The sequence below is a fragment of the Postechiella marina genome (assembly GCF_039538365.1).
In the GTDB taxonomy this organism is placed as follows: Bacteria; Bacteroidota; Bacteroidia; order Flavobacteriales; family Flavobacteriaceae; genus Postechiella; species Postechiella marina.
The window spans coordinates 86,972-105,243 of record NZ_BAABCA010000001.1 but is presented as its reverse complement, the minus strand read 5'-3'; the positions used below and the strand labels follow the sequence as shown (position 1 = coordinate 105,243).

General features: G+C 32.4%; 23 protein-coding genes and 1 tRNA gene. 12 read left to right on the top strand and 12 right to left on the bottom strand.

Going from position 1 to position 18,272, the window contains the following annotated elements:
- Positions 1-46: 46 nt before the first annotated feature.
- The 4 genes from ABD715_RS00410 to ABD715_RS00395 are packed head-to-tail and all read left to right on the top strand — an operon-like array spanning position 47 to position 2,803.
- Positions 47-460, top strand: a complete 414-nt coding sequence (locus tag ABD715_RS00410; protein WP_344785830.1) for a hypothetical protein — start codon at positions 47-49, stop codon at positions 458-460.
- A 4-nt stretch (positions 461-464) separates the two neighbouring features.
- Complete coding sequence (locus ABD715_RS00405; RefSeq protein WP_344785828.1) at positions 465-884, top strand: DUF7793 family protein; 420 nt, start codon at positions 465-467, stop codon at positions 882-884.
- Positions 871-2,346 carry a PAS domain S-box protein gene (locus ABD715_RS00400; protein ID WP_344785826.1) on the top strand — a complete coding sequence of 492 codons (1,476 nt, stop codon included), beginning with the start codon at positions 871-873 and terminating at the stop codon, positions 2,344-2,346. The genes ABD715_RS00405 and ABD715_RS00400 overlap by 14 nt, the downstream gene beginning before the upstream one ends.
- Before the next feature lie 4 nt (positions 2,347-2,350).
- Positions 2,351-2,803 (top strand): hypothetical protein, encoded by a 453-nt coding sequence (locus tag ABD715_RS00395; protein WP_344785824.1) that lies wholly within the window; start codon positions 2,351-2,353, stop codon positions 2,801-2,803.
- A gap of 329 nt (positions 2,804-3,132) precedes the next feature.
- On the opposite strand, the gene ABD715_RS00390 is transcribed toward ABD715_RS00395, so the two are convergent.
- The 7 genes from ABD715_RS00390 to ABD715_RS00360 form a co-directional block, all read right to left on the bottom strand.
- Complete coding sequence (locus ABD715_RS00390) at positions 3,133-3,279, bottom strand: hypothetical protein (RefSeq protein ID WP_344785822.1); 147 nt, start codon at positions 3,277-3,279, stop codon at positions 3,133-3,135.
- Positions 3,252-3,461 (bottom strand): TlpA family protein disulfide reductase, encoded by a 210-nt coding sequence (locus tag ABD715_RS00385; RefSeq protein ID WP_344785820.1) that lies wholly within the window; start codon positions 3,459-3,461, stop codon positions 3,252-3,254. Before ABD715_RS00385 ends, ABD715_RS00390 begins: the two co-directional genes overlap by 28 nt.
- A 234-nt stretch (positions 3,462-3,695) precedes the next feature.
- Positions 3,696-3,836, bottom strand: coding sequence for a hypothetical protein (locus tag ABD715_RS00380; RefSeq protein WP_344786757.1), 141 nt, complete (start codon positions 3,834-3,836; stop codon positions 3,696-3,698).
- The gene (locus ABD715_RS00375; RefSeq protein WP_344785818.1) at positions 3,791-3,994 is read right to left on the bottom strand and encodes a hypothetical protein; all 204 of its coding nucleotides are present in this window, start codon (positions 3,992-3,994) and stop codon (positions 3,791-3,793) included. Before ABD715_RS00375 ends, ABD715_RS00380 begins: the two co-directional genes overlap by 46 nt.
- 197 nt (positions 3,995-4,191) lie before the next feature.
- Complete coding sequence (locus ABD715_RS00370; protein WP_344785816.1) at positions 4,192-5,274, bottom strand: serine hydrolase domain-containing protein; 1,083 nt, start codon at positions 5,272-5,274, stop codon at positions 4,192-4,194.
- Positions 5,275-5,409: 135 nt separating this feature from the next.
- Positions 5,410-6,561 (bottom strand): helix-turn-helix domain-containing protein, encoded by a 1,152-nt coding sequence (locus ABD715_RS00365; protein ID WP_344785815.1) that lies wholly within the window; start codon positions 6,559-6,561, stop codon positions 5,410-5,412.
- Between the two features lie 600 nt (positions 6,562-7,161).
- Positions 7,162-7,235: transfer RNA gene (locus tag ABD715_RS00360), tRNA-Arg, on the bottom strand.
- A 282-nt stretch (positions 7,236-7,517) separates the two neighbouring features.
- Between ABD715_RS00360 and ABD715_RS00355 the strand changes: the two genes are divergently transcribed.
- Genes ABD715_RS00355 through ABD715_RS00345 form a run of 3 tightly spaced genes read left to right on the top strand, consistent with a single transcriptional unit; the run spans position 7,518 to position 10,247 of the window.
- Entirely contained in the window at positions 7,518-8,852 is a 1,335-nt protein-coding gene (locus tag ABD715_RS00355) for a cytochrome ubiquinol oxidase subunit I (protein ID WP_344785813.1), read from the top strand.
- A gap of 2 nt (positions 8,853-8,854) precedes the next feature.
- Entirely contained in the window at positions 8,855-9,931 is a 1,077-nt protein-coding gene (gene cydB / locus ABD715_RS00350) for a cytochrome d ubiquinol oxidase subunit II (RefSeq protein WP_344785811.1), read from the top strand.
- Positions 9,932-9,947: 16 nt separating this feature from the next.
- Entirely contained in the window at positions 9,948-10,247 is a 300-nt protein-coding gene (locus ABD715_RS00345; RefSeq protein WP_344785809.1) for a hypothetical protein, read from the top strand.
- On the opposite strand, the gene ABD715_RS00340 is transcribed toward ABD715_RS00345, so the two are convergent.
- Positions 10,244-11,242: a metal-dependent hydrolase gene (locus ABD715_RS00340; RefSeq protein WP_344785807.1), complete on the bottom strand. Its 999-nt coding sequence runs from the start codon at positions 11,240-11,242 to the stop codon at positions 10,244-10,246. The genes ABD715_RS00345 and ABD715_RS00340 overlap by 4 nt on opposite strands.
- A 48-nt stretch (positions 11,243-11,290) precedes the next feature.
- Here ABD715_RS00340 and ABD715_RS00335 point away from each other — a divergent pair, with 48 nt between their 5' ends.
- The 5 genes from ABD715_RS00335 to ABD715_RS00315 all read left to right on the top strand — a co-directional run bounded on the left by ABD715_RS00335 (position 11,291) and on the right by ABD715_RS00315 (position 15,411).
- Complete coding sequence (locus ABD715_RS00335; RefSeq protein WP_344785804.1) at positions 11,291-11,920, top strand: Crp/Fnr family transcriptional regulator; 630 nt, start codon at positions 11,291-11,293, stop codon at positions 11,918-11,920.
- Between the two features lie 203 nt (positions 11,921-12,123).
- Positions 12,124-12,681, top strand: a complete 558-nt coding sequence (locus tag ABD715_RS00330; protein ID WP_344785802.1) for a YeeE/YedE family protein — start codon at positions 12,124-12,126, stop codon at positions 12,679-12,681.
- Positions 12,682-12,685: 4 nt separating this feature from the next.
- A complete protein-coding gene (locus ABD715_RS00325; protein ID WP_344785800.1) occupies positions 12,686-13,099 on the top strand; it encodes a DUF6691 family protein in 414 nt (137 codons plus the stop codon).
- Positions 13,100-13,891: a sulfite exporter TauE/SafE family protein gene (locus tag ABD715_RS00320; protein WP_344785798.1), complete on the top strand. Its 792-nt coding sequence runs from the start codon at positions 13,100-13,102 to the stop codon at positions 13,889-13,891.
- A 107-nt stretch (positions 13,892-13,998) separates the two neighbouring features.
- Positions 13,999-15,411 (top strand): MBL fold metallo-hydrolase, encoded by a 1,413-nt coding sequence (locus tag ABD715_RS00315; RefSeq protein ID WP_344785796.1) that lies wholly within the window; start codon positions 13,999-14,001, stop codon positions 15,409-15,411.
- A gap of 105 nt (positions 15,412-15,516) precedes the next feature.
- Here ABD715_RS00315 and ABD715_RS00310 read toward each other — a convergent pair whose 3' ends face one another.
- From ABD715_RS00310 to ABD715_RS00295, 4 genes are all read right to left on the bottom strand, one after another.
- A complete protein-coding gene (locus ABD715_RS00310; RefSeq protein WP_344785794.1) occupies positions 15,517-15,792 on the bottom strand; it encodes an ATP-dependent Clp protease adaptor ClpS in 276 nt (91 codons plus the stop codon).
- Between the two features lie 45 nt (positions 15,793-15,837).
- Positions 15,838-16,674, bottom strand: coding sequence for a 50S ribosomal protein L11 methyltransferase (gene prmA / locus ABD715_RS00305; protein WP_344785792.1), 837 nt, complete (start codon positions 16,672-16,674; stop codon positions 15,838-15,840).
- 256 nt (positions 16,675-16,930) lie between these two features.
- On the bottom strand, positions 16,931-17,680 hold the full coding sequence (tpiA, locus tag ABD715_RS00300) for a triose-phosphate isomerase (RefSeq protein WP_344785790.1): 750 nt from the start codon (positions 17,678-17,680) through the stop codon (positions 16,931-16,933).
- 80 nt (positions 17,681-17,760) lie between these two features.
- Positions 17,761-18,249 carry a TlpA family protein disulfide reductase gene (locus ABD715_RS00295; RefSeq protein WP_344785788.1) on the bottom strand — a complete coding sequence of 163 codons (489 nt, stop codon included), beginning with the start codon at positions 18,247-18,249 and terminating at the stop codon, positions 17,761-17,763.
- Between the last annotated feature and the right edge of the window lie 23 nt (positions 18,250-18,272).

The following is an 18,272-nucleotide window of genomic DNA, read 5'->3' as shown; positions in this document are numbered from 1 at the left end:
TTGTGGCATGCCAATTGTCTTACAAAAAGTAATAATTAATTGTAAGATGAAAAATAAAATACTTTTAAAAAATGTAAAGTTTTGGATAGACCGAAATGTAATACATTGCGATTTTAGCAGCAAATTCGATAAAAAGCTTCATAAAGCTGAAATTGAAAACCTATTTATTACTATAATCTCTGCTTTTTCAAATGGCAAATATAAGCCCCTACTTATAGACCTTACAGGTTTAGATAGTAAAAAAGCAATTGACTTATATAAATTACTATCTAGTAGCACCAAAATAGATTCTTATGCACTCTCAGAATCATTTATAGTTAAGTCTTTTAAAGTAAAATTGTTTTTAGAACTATATAAACTAATAAGCACAAAAATATTGCCTAATAATATTAGCACCAATCTCACAGGTGCTTTGCAATATTCTAACAAAAAATATATAGAGTTTAACGCATACAAGTAAAATAATGAAAGAGGGAATTATAATTTACGAAGACGCTATGTTTTGGACTGATGGATCTGGAATACTTTACTGCAAATTCAACAATAAAGACACCAACTCCAAACTAGATTACAAAAGAGCAAAACTTTATATAAGAGCTATAACAAAATTATGTAATGGACAAGCCATGCCTTTTCTTATAGATGTAAGAGACACTCGAGGTACTTTTTCTATTTCGGCAGCAAAGCTATTAGCAAAAAATTTAGACCTACTGCGATTAAGAATATCTGAAGCTTTTATTACAAATAGTTTAGGTATAAATTTATTAATAACTACATACAAACGCATATACAACCCCATTACTCCTTTTGGTGTGTTTAATGAATTAGTAGATGCTAAGAAGTATAGTTTAGAAACTAAAAGCGAGTTTTATGGAAGCAATTAAATACTATTTATCAACTAACCTTAACGAAAGCATTGAAACTTTACTTAAAGAAGCCTCTATAGTAACAATTACAGACGCGCTTGGAAGGTTAGAATTTGCTAATAAAAACTACTGTAAAATTTTAGAAAGAGATCCTAATAACCTTATTGGAGAAACCCATGAATTATTTAAATCTCATTTGCACTCAGAAAAACTCTATAAAAACTTATGGAGAACAATTAAAATGGGGCAAAAATGGAATGGCATTTTAAGCGATAGGTCTCACAAGGGTAAATTGTTTTGGTTAAATACAACCATTATACCTGTTAGAATAGATGAAGAAAATACAGTAAAATATGTTGCCATATATAATGATGTAACTAAAGCTCAGTCTCAAAAAATTGATTTGCACGAAAGCAATTTAGCCTATTCTAAATACAGATCGATTTACCAATCTATAAACGCAAGTATTATAGTAGTTGCAGACTCAAAAGGCAATATTACAGAATGGAATCAAGGCGCACAATTTGCTTTTGGTTACACTAAATTAGAAATATTAGGAAAGCCTATTACACTTCTAACATCTAAAAAAGTACGAAAAGGAGATTTTAAAGAACTTATAAATAAAACTAAAGCAAAGCAAAATATAAAAACTATAGAGCTGTATTGTTTACGTAAAAATGGAGAGCAGTTTCCTGTAGAGTTTACATTAAACACACTTGCAGTAGACGATAATTGCTTTTACTGTGCAGTTATGCTAGACATAACTAAGCGCAAAAAACTAGAAAATAGGCTTAAACAAAAAACTAAAGATTTAGAATTATTTTTATACCGCTCTGCACACGACCTTAAAGCACCGCTTTTGTCTGCCGAAGGTTTAATTAGCTTATTAAAAAAAGAAGATGTTCCTTCTAAAAAAAAGCTATTAATAGATATGCTTAGTAATAAAATACAAGAAGGCAAAGGACTCATTCAAAACCTTTCTCAAGCATCATCAATATCTACAAGTAACGATGAGATTTCGATTATTGATTTCGAACAAATTATAGACCACGTATTAAGAATGCTCTCTGGTTTAGAAAACTTTAAACATATTCGTTTTAATACAGAAGTAGTTAACACTAGAGTATTCAGTTCTAATCCAGAAATGATAAGTTCAATATTTCAAAACTTAATACAAAATGCTATAAAGTACTCTAAACCAAAATCTAAAGACCATACACCATTTATAAATATATCTGTTAAAACATTTCAAAACAGAATTATAATTAAGGTTTGCGATAATGGTCAAGGTATAACAAGTAGCTGTATAGATAAAATATTCGACTTATACTATAGAGCAAATAAAGAAGAGACACCTGGCAATGGCCTAGGCCTATATATAGTTAAGAGTATTGTAGAAAATCTTGAAGGCAAAATTACTGTAAAAAGCCACCTAGATAAAGATACATGCTTTAAAGTAACTCTACCTAGTTTAATTTAATTTTATGAAGGTTACTATTATGCTTGTTGGAGACGATAAAACGAATCTTTTTGTTTTAAGAGATACTATAGAAAAATCGAGAGCCCAAACCAGTATAAAAAGCTTTGTAAATAATAAAACAGCTCTTAATTTTTTAAAACAGATTAATAACGCAAATAACTTTCAATCTGTAAAGGTCCCTAATATAATATTATTAGACAAAAACACAACAGAAAAGCACGAACTCACATTTTTAAAAGCATTTAACAAACTTAAAAACCTAGAAAACAAATGTATTAGTATATATATGCTTTGCGATTATAAACTTGTACAAGGTATGGAAAAAGAAGAATTCTGTTTCAAGCACATAACCAAACCACTATCTAGCAAGCATATAGATAAAATTATAACTAATTACAAACCTTTTCTTGTTCAATACGACTACATGGAAAGTGATATAAATATGGATATAAATTAATTTTCCAGAGTCCTTTAAATAAAACTAAAACCAGACCATTTAACACATAAAAAAAAAAACGCAACAATCTTACTATTAAGTTGTTGCGTTTTTTTTTAGTACCCTTTAGCGAACAGAGTTCAAACTTTTTGAAGGAGGATATTATTATGATACTATGCAAATCGTATCTAATAAAAATTTAACAATTGTAAGTCTTAAAGCATATCAATTATGCTTTTGTAAACCTTAGTAAAAGAAGATTCTTCCTTGAGAAAACCAACTTGAGAGAAGTAACAGTAAAGAGAATAGAAAAAGTAAAAAATTGCTAAATTATAGATTTATTAGAAAATTTAATTATTTAGTACCTCCTCTAACTTATGATTTAATTCTTGACCTCTTAAGTTTTTTCCAATAATGTATCCATTTTCGCCAATTAAGAAGTTGTCAGGTATTTCATTAACTCCATAAATTAGTGAAGCTTCGTTTTTTTTTGACATTTTAAATCACTTACGTGTTCCCAATTTAAACTATCTTCTTTTATTGCTTTTAGCCAACCGTCTTTCTCTGTATCCAAAGAAACTGCGAATATTTCATAATTACCTACTAGATTAGGATTTTCTTTACAACATGGACCACACCAAGAAGCCCAAAACTCGAGAAGGACTATTTTCTCTTTCAAATTTGATAATTTCCGTAGTTCTCCATTTTAATTTTTAGATTCAAAGTCAACAAACTGATCTCCTATTTTAGGTTCCTTATTTAATTCAATATATTTTGTGATTTCTTGTCCAAATTTTGAGTTTTTATTCTATTTTGAAAATGCTTTAAAGAGTTCCTTTGTATTTTGTTTTCCCCAAGTTGTTGCGAACAATGAAAGCATAGATGAGCTCACAACGCTATTAGGGTTATTTTTTCAAACTCCATCTCTATTTTTTTCTTTTTCACTCTCAGGTAGTTCTGCTATTTTTTGATATAAATCGAAATTTAACTTTTCGGATTCAGAACCTCTTATTTTTGCATTTCTAAAATCAGTTTTAGTAGCATCAAACGACATTGGTTTATTTTCTGCCCAAAATGCTCTGTAATTAAAAAACTTTTGTTGTGAAGCCAGAGCTTTATTATAGTGTCAGGCAATTTAGTTTCAAACTTAAAAGTATTATCTTTTACAATGGTAGAGTCTAGTACTCTATTATTATAATCTAAATATATCAAGATACCATTTTCAAATCCATTTGTAACTCCATCTAAAGAAAAAGGCTACTTCAGAACTTTTGCTGCAAGAGATTAAAATAATAAGTAATAATGATACTATTTTTTTTATCAAATATTTTTAATAGAATTAATCACAAGTTAAAACCAGTCTAGTTTAAGCTTCTGACTGCATAATTTTAGTTAATTAATTTATGTAATTATTCATTTATTTCAACGAACAAAGAGTTACACAACTCCTCAATTGCATCATTATAATCTTCAACATTAGATAAAACAATTACACCTGTTTGCGTCTCTTTGTCTAACATAAGCATAGAAGAAAAACCACCTGTACCACCATTATGATTGAGTAACTCGTAGCCATCAGCTTTAAATATATTCCAGCCTAAGCCCATATAGAAATTATTTCCAATATCAAATGTTTCTGATTGAGCCAAGTTGAAGACGGTATTATCTTCAAAATTCTTAAGAATAAATTTAGACATATCTGTTACTGAAGATTTTATGGAACCACCAGCAGAAGTTGTTTCCGAGAAATCCCAATGCGATACGATATTTCCATTTATATCTCTTGGTTCTACTAGTTTTGACGTATCAACATTGTCTAATAAAGTAGTAGAATTCTCCATATTTAATGGATTGAATATAATGTCCTGTAACAATCCTTCATAACTAGTATTTCGCTTTTGTGCCAAAGTATACCCTAAAATACCCATACCTAGATTGGAATATAGATACTCAGTACCACTTACTGAATTGAGATTAACGTCAGTTTGAAGGTAACTTTTTAAGTTTTCTGTACTGTAATTAGCATAAGGGTTATCTATATCAAAGTTAACAACCTCATCAATATTAGTTGGTAACCTTGGCAACCCTGAAGTATGATTTGCTAATTGCTCAAGTGTAATACTGCCTCCTGTAGGTATTAAAAAATTAAACTGATCTTGTAGTGTTTCAGATAATAAAGCTTCTTTTGTTGTAATCATTTTTGAGAAGCAAATACCTGTAAATGCTTTGGTAATTGAGCCTATTTCAAAAACCGATTCAGCATTATTTACTCCTCTTAATTTATTATTATTATTGTTAGTTATTCCTATATACTCTGTAGTTCCGTTATACACTAGAGCGATAGCAACTTGAGTATTAATTGGGAGGTTGGCTATGTTTTCTTCAATAATTCTTACATAGTTTTGATTTTCGATATCGTTGGATAATTCACTAGGTGAAGAGTCATCATCTTTGCTACAACTTGTTATAATGAAACAAATTGACAGTACCAATAATAACATTTTTCCTTTAAAAGTATTTCCCATTAGTTCTTGATTTTTTTGCATTATTAATTTTATTTAAATGCAAAGCTACTGAGAAGTAGTGATTTAGGAGTTCCAATATCTCTAAACTGAACAAGTTGGAACCTATTGATGCTTTTTTCTATAGGCATTTGGCGTCATACCAGTAATTTTTTTAAATGAATTATGAAACGTAGTTTTTGAAGAAAAACCACATTCTAAACCAATTGCTACTAAACTGTAATTTTCAAATTCTTTATCTAAAATGAGGCGTTTTATCTCCTCTACACGATATCGATTAATATAGGTTGAAAAGTTTTCGCCCGTTATTGAATTAACTAATTGAGAAACATAACTCGGACTAATACCCAAAATTTCGGCTACAGAATTTCGATCTAGATTACTATCTCTATAAATTTTTTGAACAGAACAAAGATTCTCTAACGTTTGATAATAACTATTATCTTTTGATATTGAAATTTGCTCTTTAATTACGTTTGTTTTTAGAGGCTTCTCTAAAGATTCAACAGTATGTTTCGATTGAATTTTTGATTTCGGTTTACTTATTAACTTTCTAATTTTACTACGGTCGTTAATTAGTTTTAGCTTATAAACGCCAGTATATGCAACCCAATATATAAGCAAAGTAGAAAATAATGCTAGAATTTGTAATGCGTTTAAAATTTCACTTGCAATAAAGGGTGCTAAAATTACTAGAAGCATCAAAGAGCCTAGAATAAAAACTTCAAAAGACCACAAACAAGTCAACCAGCTCTTCTCTTGCTTATGCTTTGAAAATTGAATGAGTTTGTATGTTTTTAATAGAATAAAAGGATAGAAAAAAATAAGAACAACTAAAACAACTACAATTACAATCGTACTAATAATACTATGCAGGTTAACCTCTTCACTAATATTATTGTTTAAACCAAATTCTAAATATGCAAAGACTAATGTTGAAATAAGTGAAGGTATAAACAGCCACAATACTTTTCTACGTTCTAGTTTAGAATAATTAATCTGATTAGCAATAAATAAAAAAATGAATACAGGTAGTAACGCCTCAGAATCGATAACTTCTAAAATTCTTAAAAAATGATACGCTTCAAATAGTTGAGTAATATCCAAAGCAACCTTAAGTAGCGAAAACGAAATAGAAAAAAGTGCAAAAGCAAGAAATTTATTTGCTTTATTTTTAAAAAATGGCGAAAACAGAAGTACTAAACTGATCAAAGTCCCTTGGAAAATTGATATGCTAAGTAAAATTAATTTAAACATTTGTAATTTTTTATTGTCCACAAAGAAATAAATAAAAAAATAAGATTTTCAAAAAACACAAGTATAAATTCTCCCTGCAGAATATTAAAATTTTAGAAAAAAATGTATAGAATTTGAGATGTTCTAAATTGAAGAAGCCTGCAGATTAACGACCTTGACCTTAAGATTCATTAATTCATCTCAGTATCAACATAACCTAATCACTATTATCTGGTTTAAAAATATTGAACCCCATGTATGCACTCATTACAAATAGCTTCCTCATTCTTAAATTAATAATTACGTTTTGGCGAAAGCGAGCTTGCGCGACATAACTGTCATAAAAGCAGATTCATCACTCAAAGAAAAAATGCAGCGGTAAAAGGGTAATAAAAATACAACTGCTGAATATCTATTAACAGAGGTACATTTCAATATAATTTAAGATGCCTAAGTATAGTTTTTTTTATCATTGTAATATTACTAATCTATTTTATTATATGAGAAAATAAAAGTTCAAACATCTACTTTATTGAAAAAGAGCGTGTTTATGTTTTTTTACAATTTAGATAAAATAAAAAAGCTTTAAACATTTAGTTTAAAGCTTTTTAAATAAAATTGTGACCTCGATAGGATTCAAACCTATAACCTCTTGAGCCGTAATCAAGTGCGCTATTCAGTTGCGCCACGAGGCCTTTTTAAGTGGGTGCAAATATACAATATTTTTTAACTTCCATCCAAATCTTATTTAAAATAATCTTGATTTTTTTTTCATTTATTAAAAACTAAGATAAACTTGTTTTTTCTAGTTGCAATACAAAAGATATACCATAATTAAAAAAATTATTTATTAGATTATTAAAAAACAATTGAAAATGTTAAAATTTAAAAACATGGGATTTTAAGGTATCTTTTGCAATAAAAGTTACACAATATTAAGCTTCTGTATCGTATTTTTATAGTCTAAAATTTAGTCTATGGAAGACATGTTATTCTACGATAGAATGCAATTTGCATTTACTATTACTTTTCACTACTTATTCCCGCAATTAACCATGGGATTATCTTTAATGATAGTTTATTTTAAATGGAAATTTCTACGAACAGATATCGAAAAGTATAATGATGCTGCAAAATTCTGGATGAAAATTTTTGCTTTAAATTTTGCGATGGGTGTTGTTACCGGAATCCCTATGGAATTTCAATTTGGAACCAATTGGGCTAAGTTTTCAGAACTAACAGGCGGAATTATTGGACAAACCTTAGCCATGGAAGGTATGTTCTCATTCTTTTTAGAATCGTCCTTTTTAGGACTGTTTTTATTTGGAGAAAAATTACTAGGTCATAAATTACATTTCGTTACTGGATTTCTCGTCTTTTTAGGCTCTTGGGCTAGTGGCTATTTAATTATTGCGACACATTCCTGGATGCAATATCCTGTTGGCTACGAAATATTAGAAAACGGAAAATTTGTTTTGAACAACTTTGGCGCTTTATTTTCAAACCCTTGGTTGTTGCCATCGTATTTACATAATCAAGCGGCATCCTTAGTAACATCATCATTTGTAGTCGCTGCCATAGGTGCGTTTTACATACTAAACAACAAACATCACGAATTCGGGAAACTGTTCTTAAAAACAGGTGTTATTTTCGGCTTAATTTCTAGTTTATTAGTCGCGTTTCCAACAGGAGATTTAGCAGCCAAAAATGTGGTAAAATACCAACCCGTAACTTTTGCAGCAATGGAAGGCATTTTTGAAACCGAAAAAGGCGGATCGGAAATAGTTTTAATTGGTCAACCCAACGTTTTAGAAAAGAAATTAGATAATAAAATTGCTGTTCCTAACATACTAAGTTTTTTAACCTATCAAAAATGGGATGCCGAAATTAAAGGTTTAAACGAGTTTGATCCTGCAGTTTACCCAACCAATATACCTGGTTTATACTATGCGTATCATATTATGGTTGGCTTGGGTACTATATTTATTGGTTTAATGTTACTAGCAGCGGTACAGTTATTTCGAAAAAAACTCTACAAAACCAAATGGATATTATGGTCAATTATGTTTATGCTGCCATTTCCTTATATCGCTAATACAACAGGTTGGTATACTGCAGAATTAGGCAGACAGCCATGGCTAGTTTACAACCTGCTTAGAACAGCCGATGGTGCTTCACCAACCGTATCTTCAGGTAACACCTTATTTACATTATTAGGTTTTATTGGCTTGTATTTACTTTTAGGCTTACTCTTTTTAATGCTAGCAGGCAAAATAATTAACAATGGACCACAACTAAATCAACAACACTAATTATGGAATTATTTTGGTATATCGTTTTAATGACAATGTTAGCTATTTATGTGGTTTTAGATGGTTACGATTTTGGTGCTGGTATTATACATTTATTCTTTGCTAAAAAAGAAAAAGACAAAAAAGCAATTACTAACGCTATTGGTCCGTTTTGGGATGCTAACGAGGTTTGGCTCATCGCATCTGGAGGCGTATTATTTTTTGCATTCCCAACCTTATACGCCTCTTCTTTTAGTGGCTTCTATTTACCACTTATGATGATTTTATGGCTACTCATTTTCAGAGCTATTGGTTTAGAGTTACGAGGGCAGATTCACAACAAAATGTGGGAATCTATCTGGGACAAAGCTTTCGGAATTTCAAGCTTATTACTTGCTTTATTTTTTGGTATTGCATTAGGCAACGTAGTTAGAGGTGTAAACCTAGGAAACGTTGTTAATGGCGTATCTACACACGAAGCTCATTTTTTCTTCTTACCGCTTTGGAATCCTACTTTTAGTCCCCATGCCGAACAACTTGGAATTATTGATTGGTTTACCCTTTTATTAGGTATTATTGGTGTTATTGCCTTAACCATTCATGGTGCCAATTGGATTATTTTTAAAACCAATTCCGACTTAAATGAAAAACTTAAAAAGGTAGTTTTCAACCTAAACATCGTACTATTAATTTTGGTGATAACCTCCATTTTAGTTTGGCACGTTATCGAACCAAAACCTTTTCATAACTTCTTAAACATCCCGTGGCTATGGATATTTCCAATAATTACCCTAACAGGCTTATTTGGTTTATTTAAAGTAAAAACGTTCAAAAAACATGGCTTAGGATTTTTATTTTCATCACTATTTTTATTTGGTGGTTTAACAACAACCGTCGCCTCTATTTTCCCAAAAGTGTTACCATCAACAAATAGCATAAATCCGGATTTAACGTTGTATAATGTCGCTGCCGATGCATACGGATTATCAGTTGGCGTGTATTGGTTTGCAGTAGCAGCTGTGTTAGTTGCCATTTATACCTTTATACAGTACAAAGTCTTTAAAGGAAAAATGGATGATGTTGGTTATGGCGAACATTAACTAAAAATCTAAAGTTATGACAGGTACGTTAATTTCCTTAATTAGTATTTTTATAGGGATTATAGCGTCAAACCTATTTCCCTATTTTAAACCAAAATATACCTTTGGTTTTACAGGCAATACTTTAATTGGTGTATTCGGGAGCATATTACTCATAAAAACCTTTGGTCGCTTAGGCTTCGATCCGTGGTTCATTATGGAAAACGCAACCTTTCACGCCTCTTTGTTTCTAATAAATGGTGTGGTTTCAAGTTTAGGAAGCATCTTTGGCCTTATCGCTTCAAAAGCTATTTACAACAAATTAAATGCCGATTAATTTCCTTTTAAGCGCGTCCATAATTCCGAAAGTAGCTTTTTAGCATCCCGTTTGCCTTTAGGCATTTCAGTAAATACAACCTCGCCAGTAGCATCAACAGTAATGCTATATTTAAAAACAAAATTTTGAGAATTTGGTTTCATACTCAAAAGTCCGAATCGTAAATCGTTAAAATAAAGTGTATCAGCTTCTTGAGTAATGGTATACCAACCTTCAGAAATAGCAATCATTCGTTTTACTTTTTCGTTTTCAACCAAATCTCCTAATAACGCATGGTTTTTAGGATAACTTTCAAAAGCAATCGGTTTGCTATCAAAAAACGAATAATTCCCCAACAAATACGCATCTTCAGTTTCCGCGTTTGCACTCCAAAGTATGGTATTTAGAGGCGCAGGTCGCGTATCTAATTGCAAATACGATATTTTTTGGTCGGTTAAAGCAGTCTCAAAAGCGTTAAAAGCCACCCATTTTAAAAGAAAGGTTAACAGCAAATAAACCGAACTCACCACCAAACCAATGGTGTTATAAACTCGACGCTTTTTCGAGGTTCGCCTTTGCAGCATCGCAAGAATTAAAAACACCAGAAAAGGCAAGGTATAAAGCGGATCGATAACAAAAATGGTTTTAAAAGCCAATCGTAAATCCATGGGCCAAAATAATTGCGTGCCCCAAGTGGTATGCGCATCTAAAATAGGGTGCGTTACAAAAGCCCAGAAAAACAACCACGACCACCCTTTAAAATCTTTAAAATGCTCATATCTAGATACCAGCCAACCAAAAAGAGGCGCAAAAAGCACCGAAAATAAAACAGAATGTGTAAAACCACGATGTATAGCCAAGGCACTAACCGTATCTGTAAAATGCGATGCAAACACATCAAAATCTGGGATGGTTCCAGCAATAGCGCCGTAAAGCATGGCTTTATTACCAACCTTTCTCCCCAAAACAGCTTCTCCAACTGCAGCACCTAAAACAATTTGTGTTAACGAGTCCATAGTGCTTACAAAAGTAACTTATTACATTTTAAATTCTTATTTTTGAGTATGAATAAGGACCTGCTAAATCAAAAATTCGCTCAAAATCTCGATGCAGATTTAATCGCCGAAATCTCTAAAAACGGCATTTTCAAAACCTTCAAAAAGGACGATATCATTATCGATATCAACCAAACCCTGCAATACATTCCATTACTACTAATCGGCGATATAAAAATAATGCGCGAAGATCCAGATGGCAATGAACTCCTTATTTATTTTCTCGAAGCTGGAGAAACCTGTACCATGTCGCTAACCTGCTGCATGGGCACCTCCAAAAGTAAAATTAGAGCTGTTGCCGAAAAAGATTCCACACTCGTGCTCATCCCCGTCCAAAACATGCAAACCTGGTTTCACAACAACGCCAGCTGGCGCAATTTCATCCTAGAAAGTTACCAAATCCGTTTCGACGAAATGCTCGAAGCCATAGACAATCTTGCCTTTATGAAAATGGACGAACGCCTGCACAAATACCTAAAAAATATGGCAATGGTAAACAGTTCTAAAATTATATCCATAAAACACCAAGACATCGCTAGCGATTTAAACACCTCTCGCGTTGTCATTTCTAGACTATTAAAAAAACTAGAAAACGAAAACAAAATCTCACTCGGTCGCAATAAAATAGAAATTCTTTAAAAACATTTGGGCGTTACCCAAGGGTCGGGCTTTCCGCTACAAGTCCGCGCTCCGTTCCTCCGCTGTGGGCTTTCCACTGCAATCCCTAACGCGAGCCAACCAAGTAACACACCCAAAAACCAGTACCTTCTTTATACTTAAGTAACATTTATTACAGTTACTTAAAACCGTTAGGTTTAAATTCGCACCAAAAATTATAATAAATGGAATCCATTTTAAATCCTTGGCCATGGTATATATCAGGCCCATTAATAGCCTTAGTAATGGCGCTCCTACTCTATTTTGGTAAAACTTTTGGTATGTCGTCTAACCTACGCACCATGTGTAGTATTGCTGGCGCTGGCAAATTTGCCGACTTTTTTAAGTTCGATTGGAAAAAACAAGTCTGGAATTTAATAGTCGTTTTAGGAGCCATAATTGGTGGATTTATAGCGGTAACGTTTTTATCTAACGATAGCCTAACAACCTTAAACCCAACAACCATTACCGAACTGCAAAATATGGGTTTTAAAACACCCGGAGCCACACTTGTACCCACCGAAATGTATAGCGCAGATATATTAGTATCCCCTAAAGCAATGATACTTTTAATTGTTGGCGGTTTATTAGTTGGTTTTGGTACGCGTTACGCTGGTGGTTGCACCTCAGGACACGCTATTACTGGACTAAGCAGCTTACAAAAACCATCGTTAATAGCTGTAATTGGCTTTTTTATTGGCGGTTTAATTATGACTAACTTTATTTTACCCCTAATCTTTTAATATTATGAAAGCTATAAAATTTCTTTTAGTAGGCATCTTTTTTGGTATCGTATTAGTAAAATCCGAAGCTGTATCATGGTATCGTATATACGAAATGTTTAGGTTTCAATCTTTCCATATGTATGGCATCATAGGAACCGCAATTGCCTCTGGAATTCTATTTTTACAAATTTCAAAAAAAGGCTATATAAAAAGCATAAAAGGTGCAGATATTTTTGTTCCTAAAAAAGATAATGGAGTTACACGATACATTATTGGTGGTATTATTTTCGGTTTAGGTTGGGCGCTTGTTGGTGCTTGCCCAGGACCTATGTACATTCTTTTAGGAACCGGAGTTTGGAGCATGCTTATCGTTATTGGCGCTGCTATTGCTGGCACTTTCCTTTACGGTGTTTTAAAAAGCAAACTGCCTCACTAAATGGATTCTACTCAAATTATAGGCTACGTTGGCGCTTTAATTGTTGGTCTTGTTTTAGGCCTTATTGGTGGCGGTGGTTCCATTCTTACTGTACCGTTATTGGTTTACCTTTTAGGCTATAATCCGGTTGTAGCAACAGCTTATTCATTATTTGTTGTGGGCACAACATCTATGGTGGGTACGTACCAAAAATTTAAAAAAGGCTTAGTCGATTTTAAAACAGGTTTAGCGTTTTCATTTCCTTCGTTTCTTGCTGTGTATTTGTCAAGACGTTTTTTAGTTCCTGGCATTCCAGAAACCTTATTTTCTGTTGGCGACTTCCACCTCTCGAAAGGTATGGGCATCATGGTGTTTTTTGCAATTATCATGTTTTTAGCTTCTATATCGATGATTAAAAATGGAAAAGAAAAACAAATAGACCCAGAACCTCAGCCCTATTACAAAACCTTTTTACAAGGCTTAACTATTGGCACCATAACAGGTATTATTGGTGCAGGTGGTGGTTTTTTATATGTTCCTGCTTTAGTAATATGGGCAAAAATACCCATGAAAAAAGCAGTTGGCACTTCTTTAATTATAGTAACAATAAACTCTTTAATCGGTTTTTTAGGCGATGTACAAACCTTAGATATTGATTGGACCTTCCTTTTAACCTTTACCGTAATTTCTATTTTAGGCATTTTAATTGGTGGTGGGCTATCTAAATATATAAGCGGTAAAAAATTAAAAAAGAGTTTTGGTTTTTTTGTAATAATAATGGCGGTTTACATCATTTTTAAAGAGTTAAAATAGTTTTAAGGTAATATAAGTTACAAACCAAAATAATAAGGTTTCGTAATTTTGAATAGTTAATTTATGATAAAGAAATTTTTCGCCTTCGCGGAAATAAAAACAATATTATGCGAATAGAACAAATATATACAGGCTGTTTAGCACAAGGTGCTTATTACGTAGAATCTAACGGAGAAGTTGCTATTATCGATCCGCTTAGAGAAACACAACAATATGTAGATAAAGCTAATAAAGAAAACGCAAAAATTAAATATATTTTTGAAACGCATTTTCATGCAGATTTTGTTTCTGGCCATGTAGATTTAGCTAAAAAAACTGGTGCTACTATTATTTATGGTCCGGGAGCAGAAACAACTTATGATATTCATTCTGCCAAGGATAACGAAACCTTTAAACTAGGAAACATTACTATAAAAGTATTGCACACACCTGGACATACTTTGGAATCTTCGACGTTTTTATTATTTGACGAAAACGGAAAAGAGCATGCTATATTCTCTGGCGACACTTTATTTTTAGGCGATGTTGGAAGACCTGATTTGGCTATTAAATCTGATTTAACAAAAGAAGATTTGGCTGCAATGCTATATGATTCTCTACGCGAAAAGATAATGACACTTCCAGACGATGTTATTGTTTATCCTGCACATGGCGCAGGTTCTGCTTGCGGAAAAAACTTAAGTAAAGAAACGGTTGGTGTTTTAGGCGATCAGAAAAAAACAAATTATGCTTTAAGAGCAAATATGACCAAAGCTGAATTTGTAAAAGAAGTGCTGAATGGTATTGCACCACCACCGCAATATTTTGCAAAAAATGCGATGATGAATAAATCGGGATACAACGATTTTGAAACGGTTTTAAAGCAAGGCGACACCGCCTTAACACCAGAGCAATTTGAGGCTATTGCTAACAACGAAGATGCTTTAGTGCTTGATGTGAGAACCCAGGATGAATTTGTTAAAGCGCATATTCCAAATTCAATATTTATTGGTATTAATGGGGGTTTTGCTCCTTGGGTTGGCGCTTTAATTACCGATTTAAAGCAACCTATTCTTTTGGTTAGTCCAAAAGGTAGAGAAGAAGAAACCGTTACACGATTATCTCGTGTGGGTTACGATAATACTTTAGGCTATCTTGAAGGTGGCATTGAAGCTTGGAAACATGCTGGAAAAGATATTGAAACAATCACTTCAATCTCTGTTGATGCTTTTAATAAAGAGTTTAATACTAAAACCATTAATGTTTTAGATGTTAGAAAAGATGGGGAATACTCCTCTGAGCATCTTGTAGGCGAACAAGTGCAACATTTTGCTTTAGATTATATTAATGAAAACATGAATGCCATTGATAAGGACAAAACCTATTACGTGCATTGTGCTGGTGGTTACCGATCGGTAATTGCTGCATCTATTTTAAAAGCACGAGGCTTTAACAACTTAATTGATATTGCTGGTGGATTTGCTGCTATAAAGCAAACAGAATTACCTATTACAAACTATGTTTGTCCGTCAACTTTATAATAAATAAATGTAGAATTAATTAATAGTAAATTATTCTAAGTATATAATTGCCTTAAAAATTAAGTAACCTTTAGTGTTTATTTAAGTTTTAAGGCTGTTCTTTTTTTAAACAATTTCTGCACTTAAACCTGCTTCTAGTAGCATGGTACAACGCGGTTTTAAATCGTCTAGCAATCCTGTTTTTACAGTACATTTACCATTATGGTGCACAATAATAGAGCACTGCTCTGCTTGTTCTGGTGTATGTTCGCAAGCATAAATAAGTGTTTCTATAACATGATCGAAGGTATTTACATCGTCGTTGTGTAATACTATCTCGTTTTGAGTTAACACCTCTTCTTGCAATAATAATTCTTCTAATGTTTTTTCTTTTGTACTCATAATTGTATTTGTCTAAATTGGGGTGGAGACCTAACAAATTTTATACTAATTTAAAAATTTTAATGATACCCAATTGTTTCTTTCTAATTTTTCTTCAAATTTTAACAAATGCTTTTCGCACTCTGCTTGAATAATAGGAATGTCTGTATTGTAAAATCCGCTTAAAAAAAGCATCCCATTTTTATTAAGGCAAGACACGTATGTTTCCATGTCTTGAAGTAATATATTACGGTTAATATTTGCTATAATAACATCGTACTTTTTATCTTTTAATACACTAGCATCGCCTTCTATAACTGTAATGTGTTTAGAGTTGTTGCGCTGTACGTTTTCTAAACTATTTAGGTAACACCAATTATCATAATCTACAGCATCTAATGGTTTTGCGCCTTTTATTTCTGCAAGAATAGCTAAAACGCCTGTACCACATCCCATATCTAAAACAGATTTACCTTCTAAATCGTTTTTTAAAATATGCTGAATCATCATGTGTGTGGTTTCGTGGTGCCCTGTGCCAAAACTCATTTTTGGTTCTATTACTATATCGTATTTTGTATTGGGTTTTTCGTGAAAAGGTGCGCGTACAGAACAGGCATTGTCTACAATAATAGGGTTAAAGTTTTTTTCCCATTCTTGATTCCAGTTGGTTTGCTCTATTTCGTTAAACTGATAAGAGATTTGAAACTCGTTGGATTCTAAAATTTGAATGTTATCTAAAATATTAGCATTCCATTCTTCTTTTTGAATATAAGCTGTAACTCCATACTCGGTTTCTACAAAACTTTCGAAACCTGCATAACCTAATTCTGCTATTAAAATTTCTACTCCGGGTTGTAATGGTTTTACTTTAAACTCGTAACCTATATATATGATGTTTGACATGCTTATTTATTTTTCGAGTACAAAGATAACGGTAAAAACTATGATTCTTTATACCTAAATGTTAAAAAGTATGGGTTGGGTTTATTACTTTTTGGGTACAAAAAAACCTGTAAGATTTTAAATTTTACAGGTTTTTATTTTATGTCTGTACTGTACAAGTACGCCCGCGTTAGGGATTGAACGATTGTTGGAGCTCCTCGCAGAGAGCGACTCGTGAAAGCCCGCCCCTTGTGGTAACGCCATAAATCGTGTTAATTTAAAATGCGTTTACTATTGCAAAAAAATCTTCTGCTTTAAGAGATGCGCCTCCTATTAAGCCTCCGTCTACGTCTGGTTTAGAGAAAATTTCTTCTGCATTTGCTGGCTTAACACTACCACCGTAAAGAATTGAAACTCCATCGGCTACATCGTTACCATATTTATCTGCTAATGTTTTTCTTATAAATGCATGCATATCTTGTGCTTGCTCTGGACTTGCTGTTTCGCCTGTACCAATAGCCCAAACTGGCTCGTAAGCTAACACTATATTTTGAAATGCTGCTGCGCCTAAATGAAACAATGCATTTTTTATTTGATTACCCACTACGGTTTCTTCGTTTCCTGCTTTTCTGTCTGCTAATTCTTCTCCGAAACAGAAAATAACACGCATTCCTTTTGCTAAAGCTGCATCTACTTTTTTGGCTAACAACTCGTCTGTTTCATTAAAATACTCACGACGCTCGCTGTGTCCTAAAATAACAGTTTTAACACCAATACTTTGTAACATACTTGCGCTAATTTCGCCTGTGTATGCCCCGTTTTCTGCAAAGTGCATGTTTTGTGCAACAACTTCTATTTTAGATTCTTTTAGAGCTTGGCTTGCTTGGTATAAGTTTGTATACGTTGGCGCAACCATAATCTCTGCGTTTGATGTTGCTTCTTGATTTTTTAAGTCGTTTAATAATGATTCTGTTTGTGCTAAATCATTATTCATTTTCCAGTTTCCTGCTACGATATTTTTTCTCATAATGGTCGTACTAACCTTCAAAATGGAGAAGGATTGTTTATTTTTAGATTAATATTTTCTGTTCTTAAAAACAAAAATAGTTAATTTTTTAATGCTTCTATCAACTTATCGTCATCAGCTTCAATAACATTAAATACAACGATTTCGCTAGACTTATTTATAACCATATATCTAGGAATCCAGCTTATTTTTGCGAAATCTGCAAAGTCACAATCTTTTCCGTTAGGCATATAATAGTGATCGCCTACTACATCGTATTTTTTTATGCCTCTTTTCCAGGCATCTTCTCCTCTATCTAAAGATAAAAATACGTAGGCTACATCTGGAAATTGGGTTTGTAATGCTTTTACTTTTGGCATACCTTGAATACAGTCGCCACACCAAGATGCCCAAATATCTATTACAACATTTTTGCCTTTATGTTTTTCTAATATGCTTTTAAGGGTTATGGTGTTACCTTCTATATTTTTAAATGTATCGTTTAAGGCTTTAGTAGAAAAGGCTTTAGGCTCTTCTTTACAGCTTAAAAGCCCTAGAAATAGTATTATTATGTATTTAAATTTGTTCATGATTTTGAGTTTTGCGATAATGA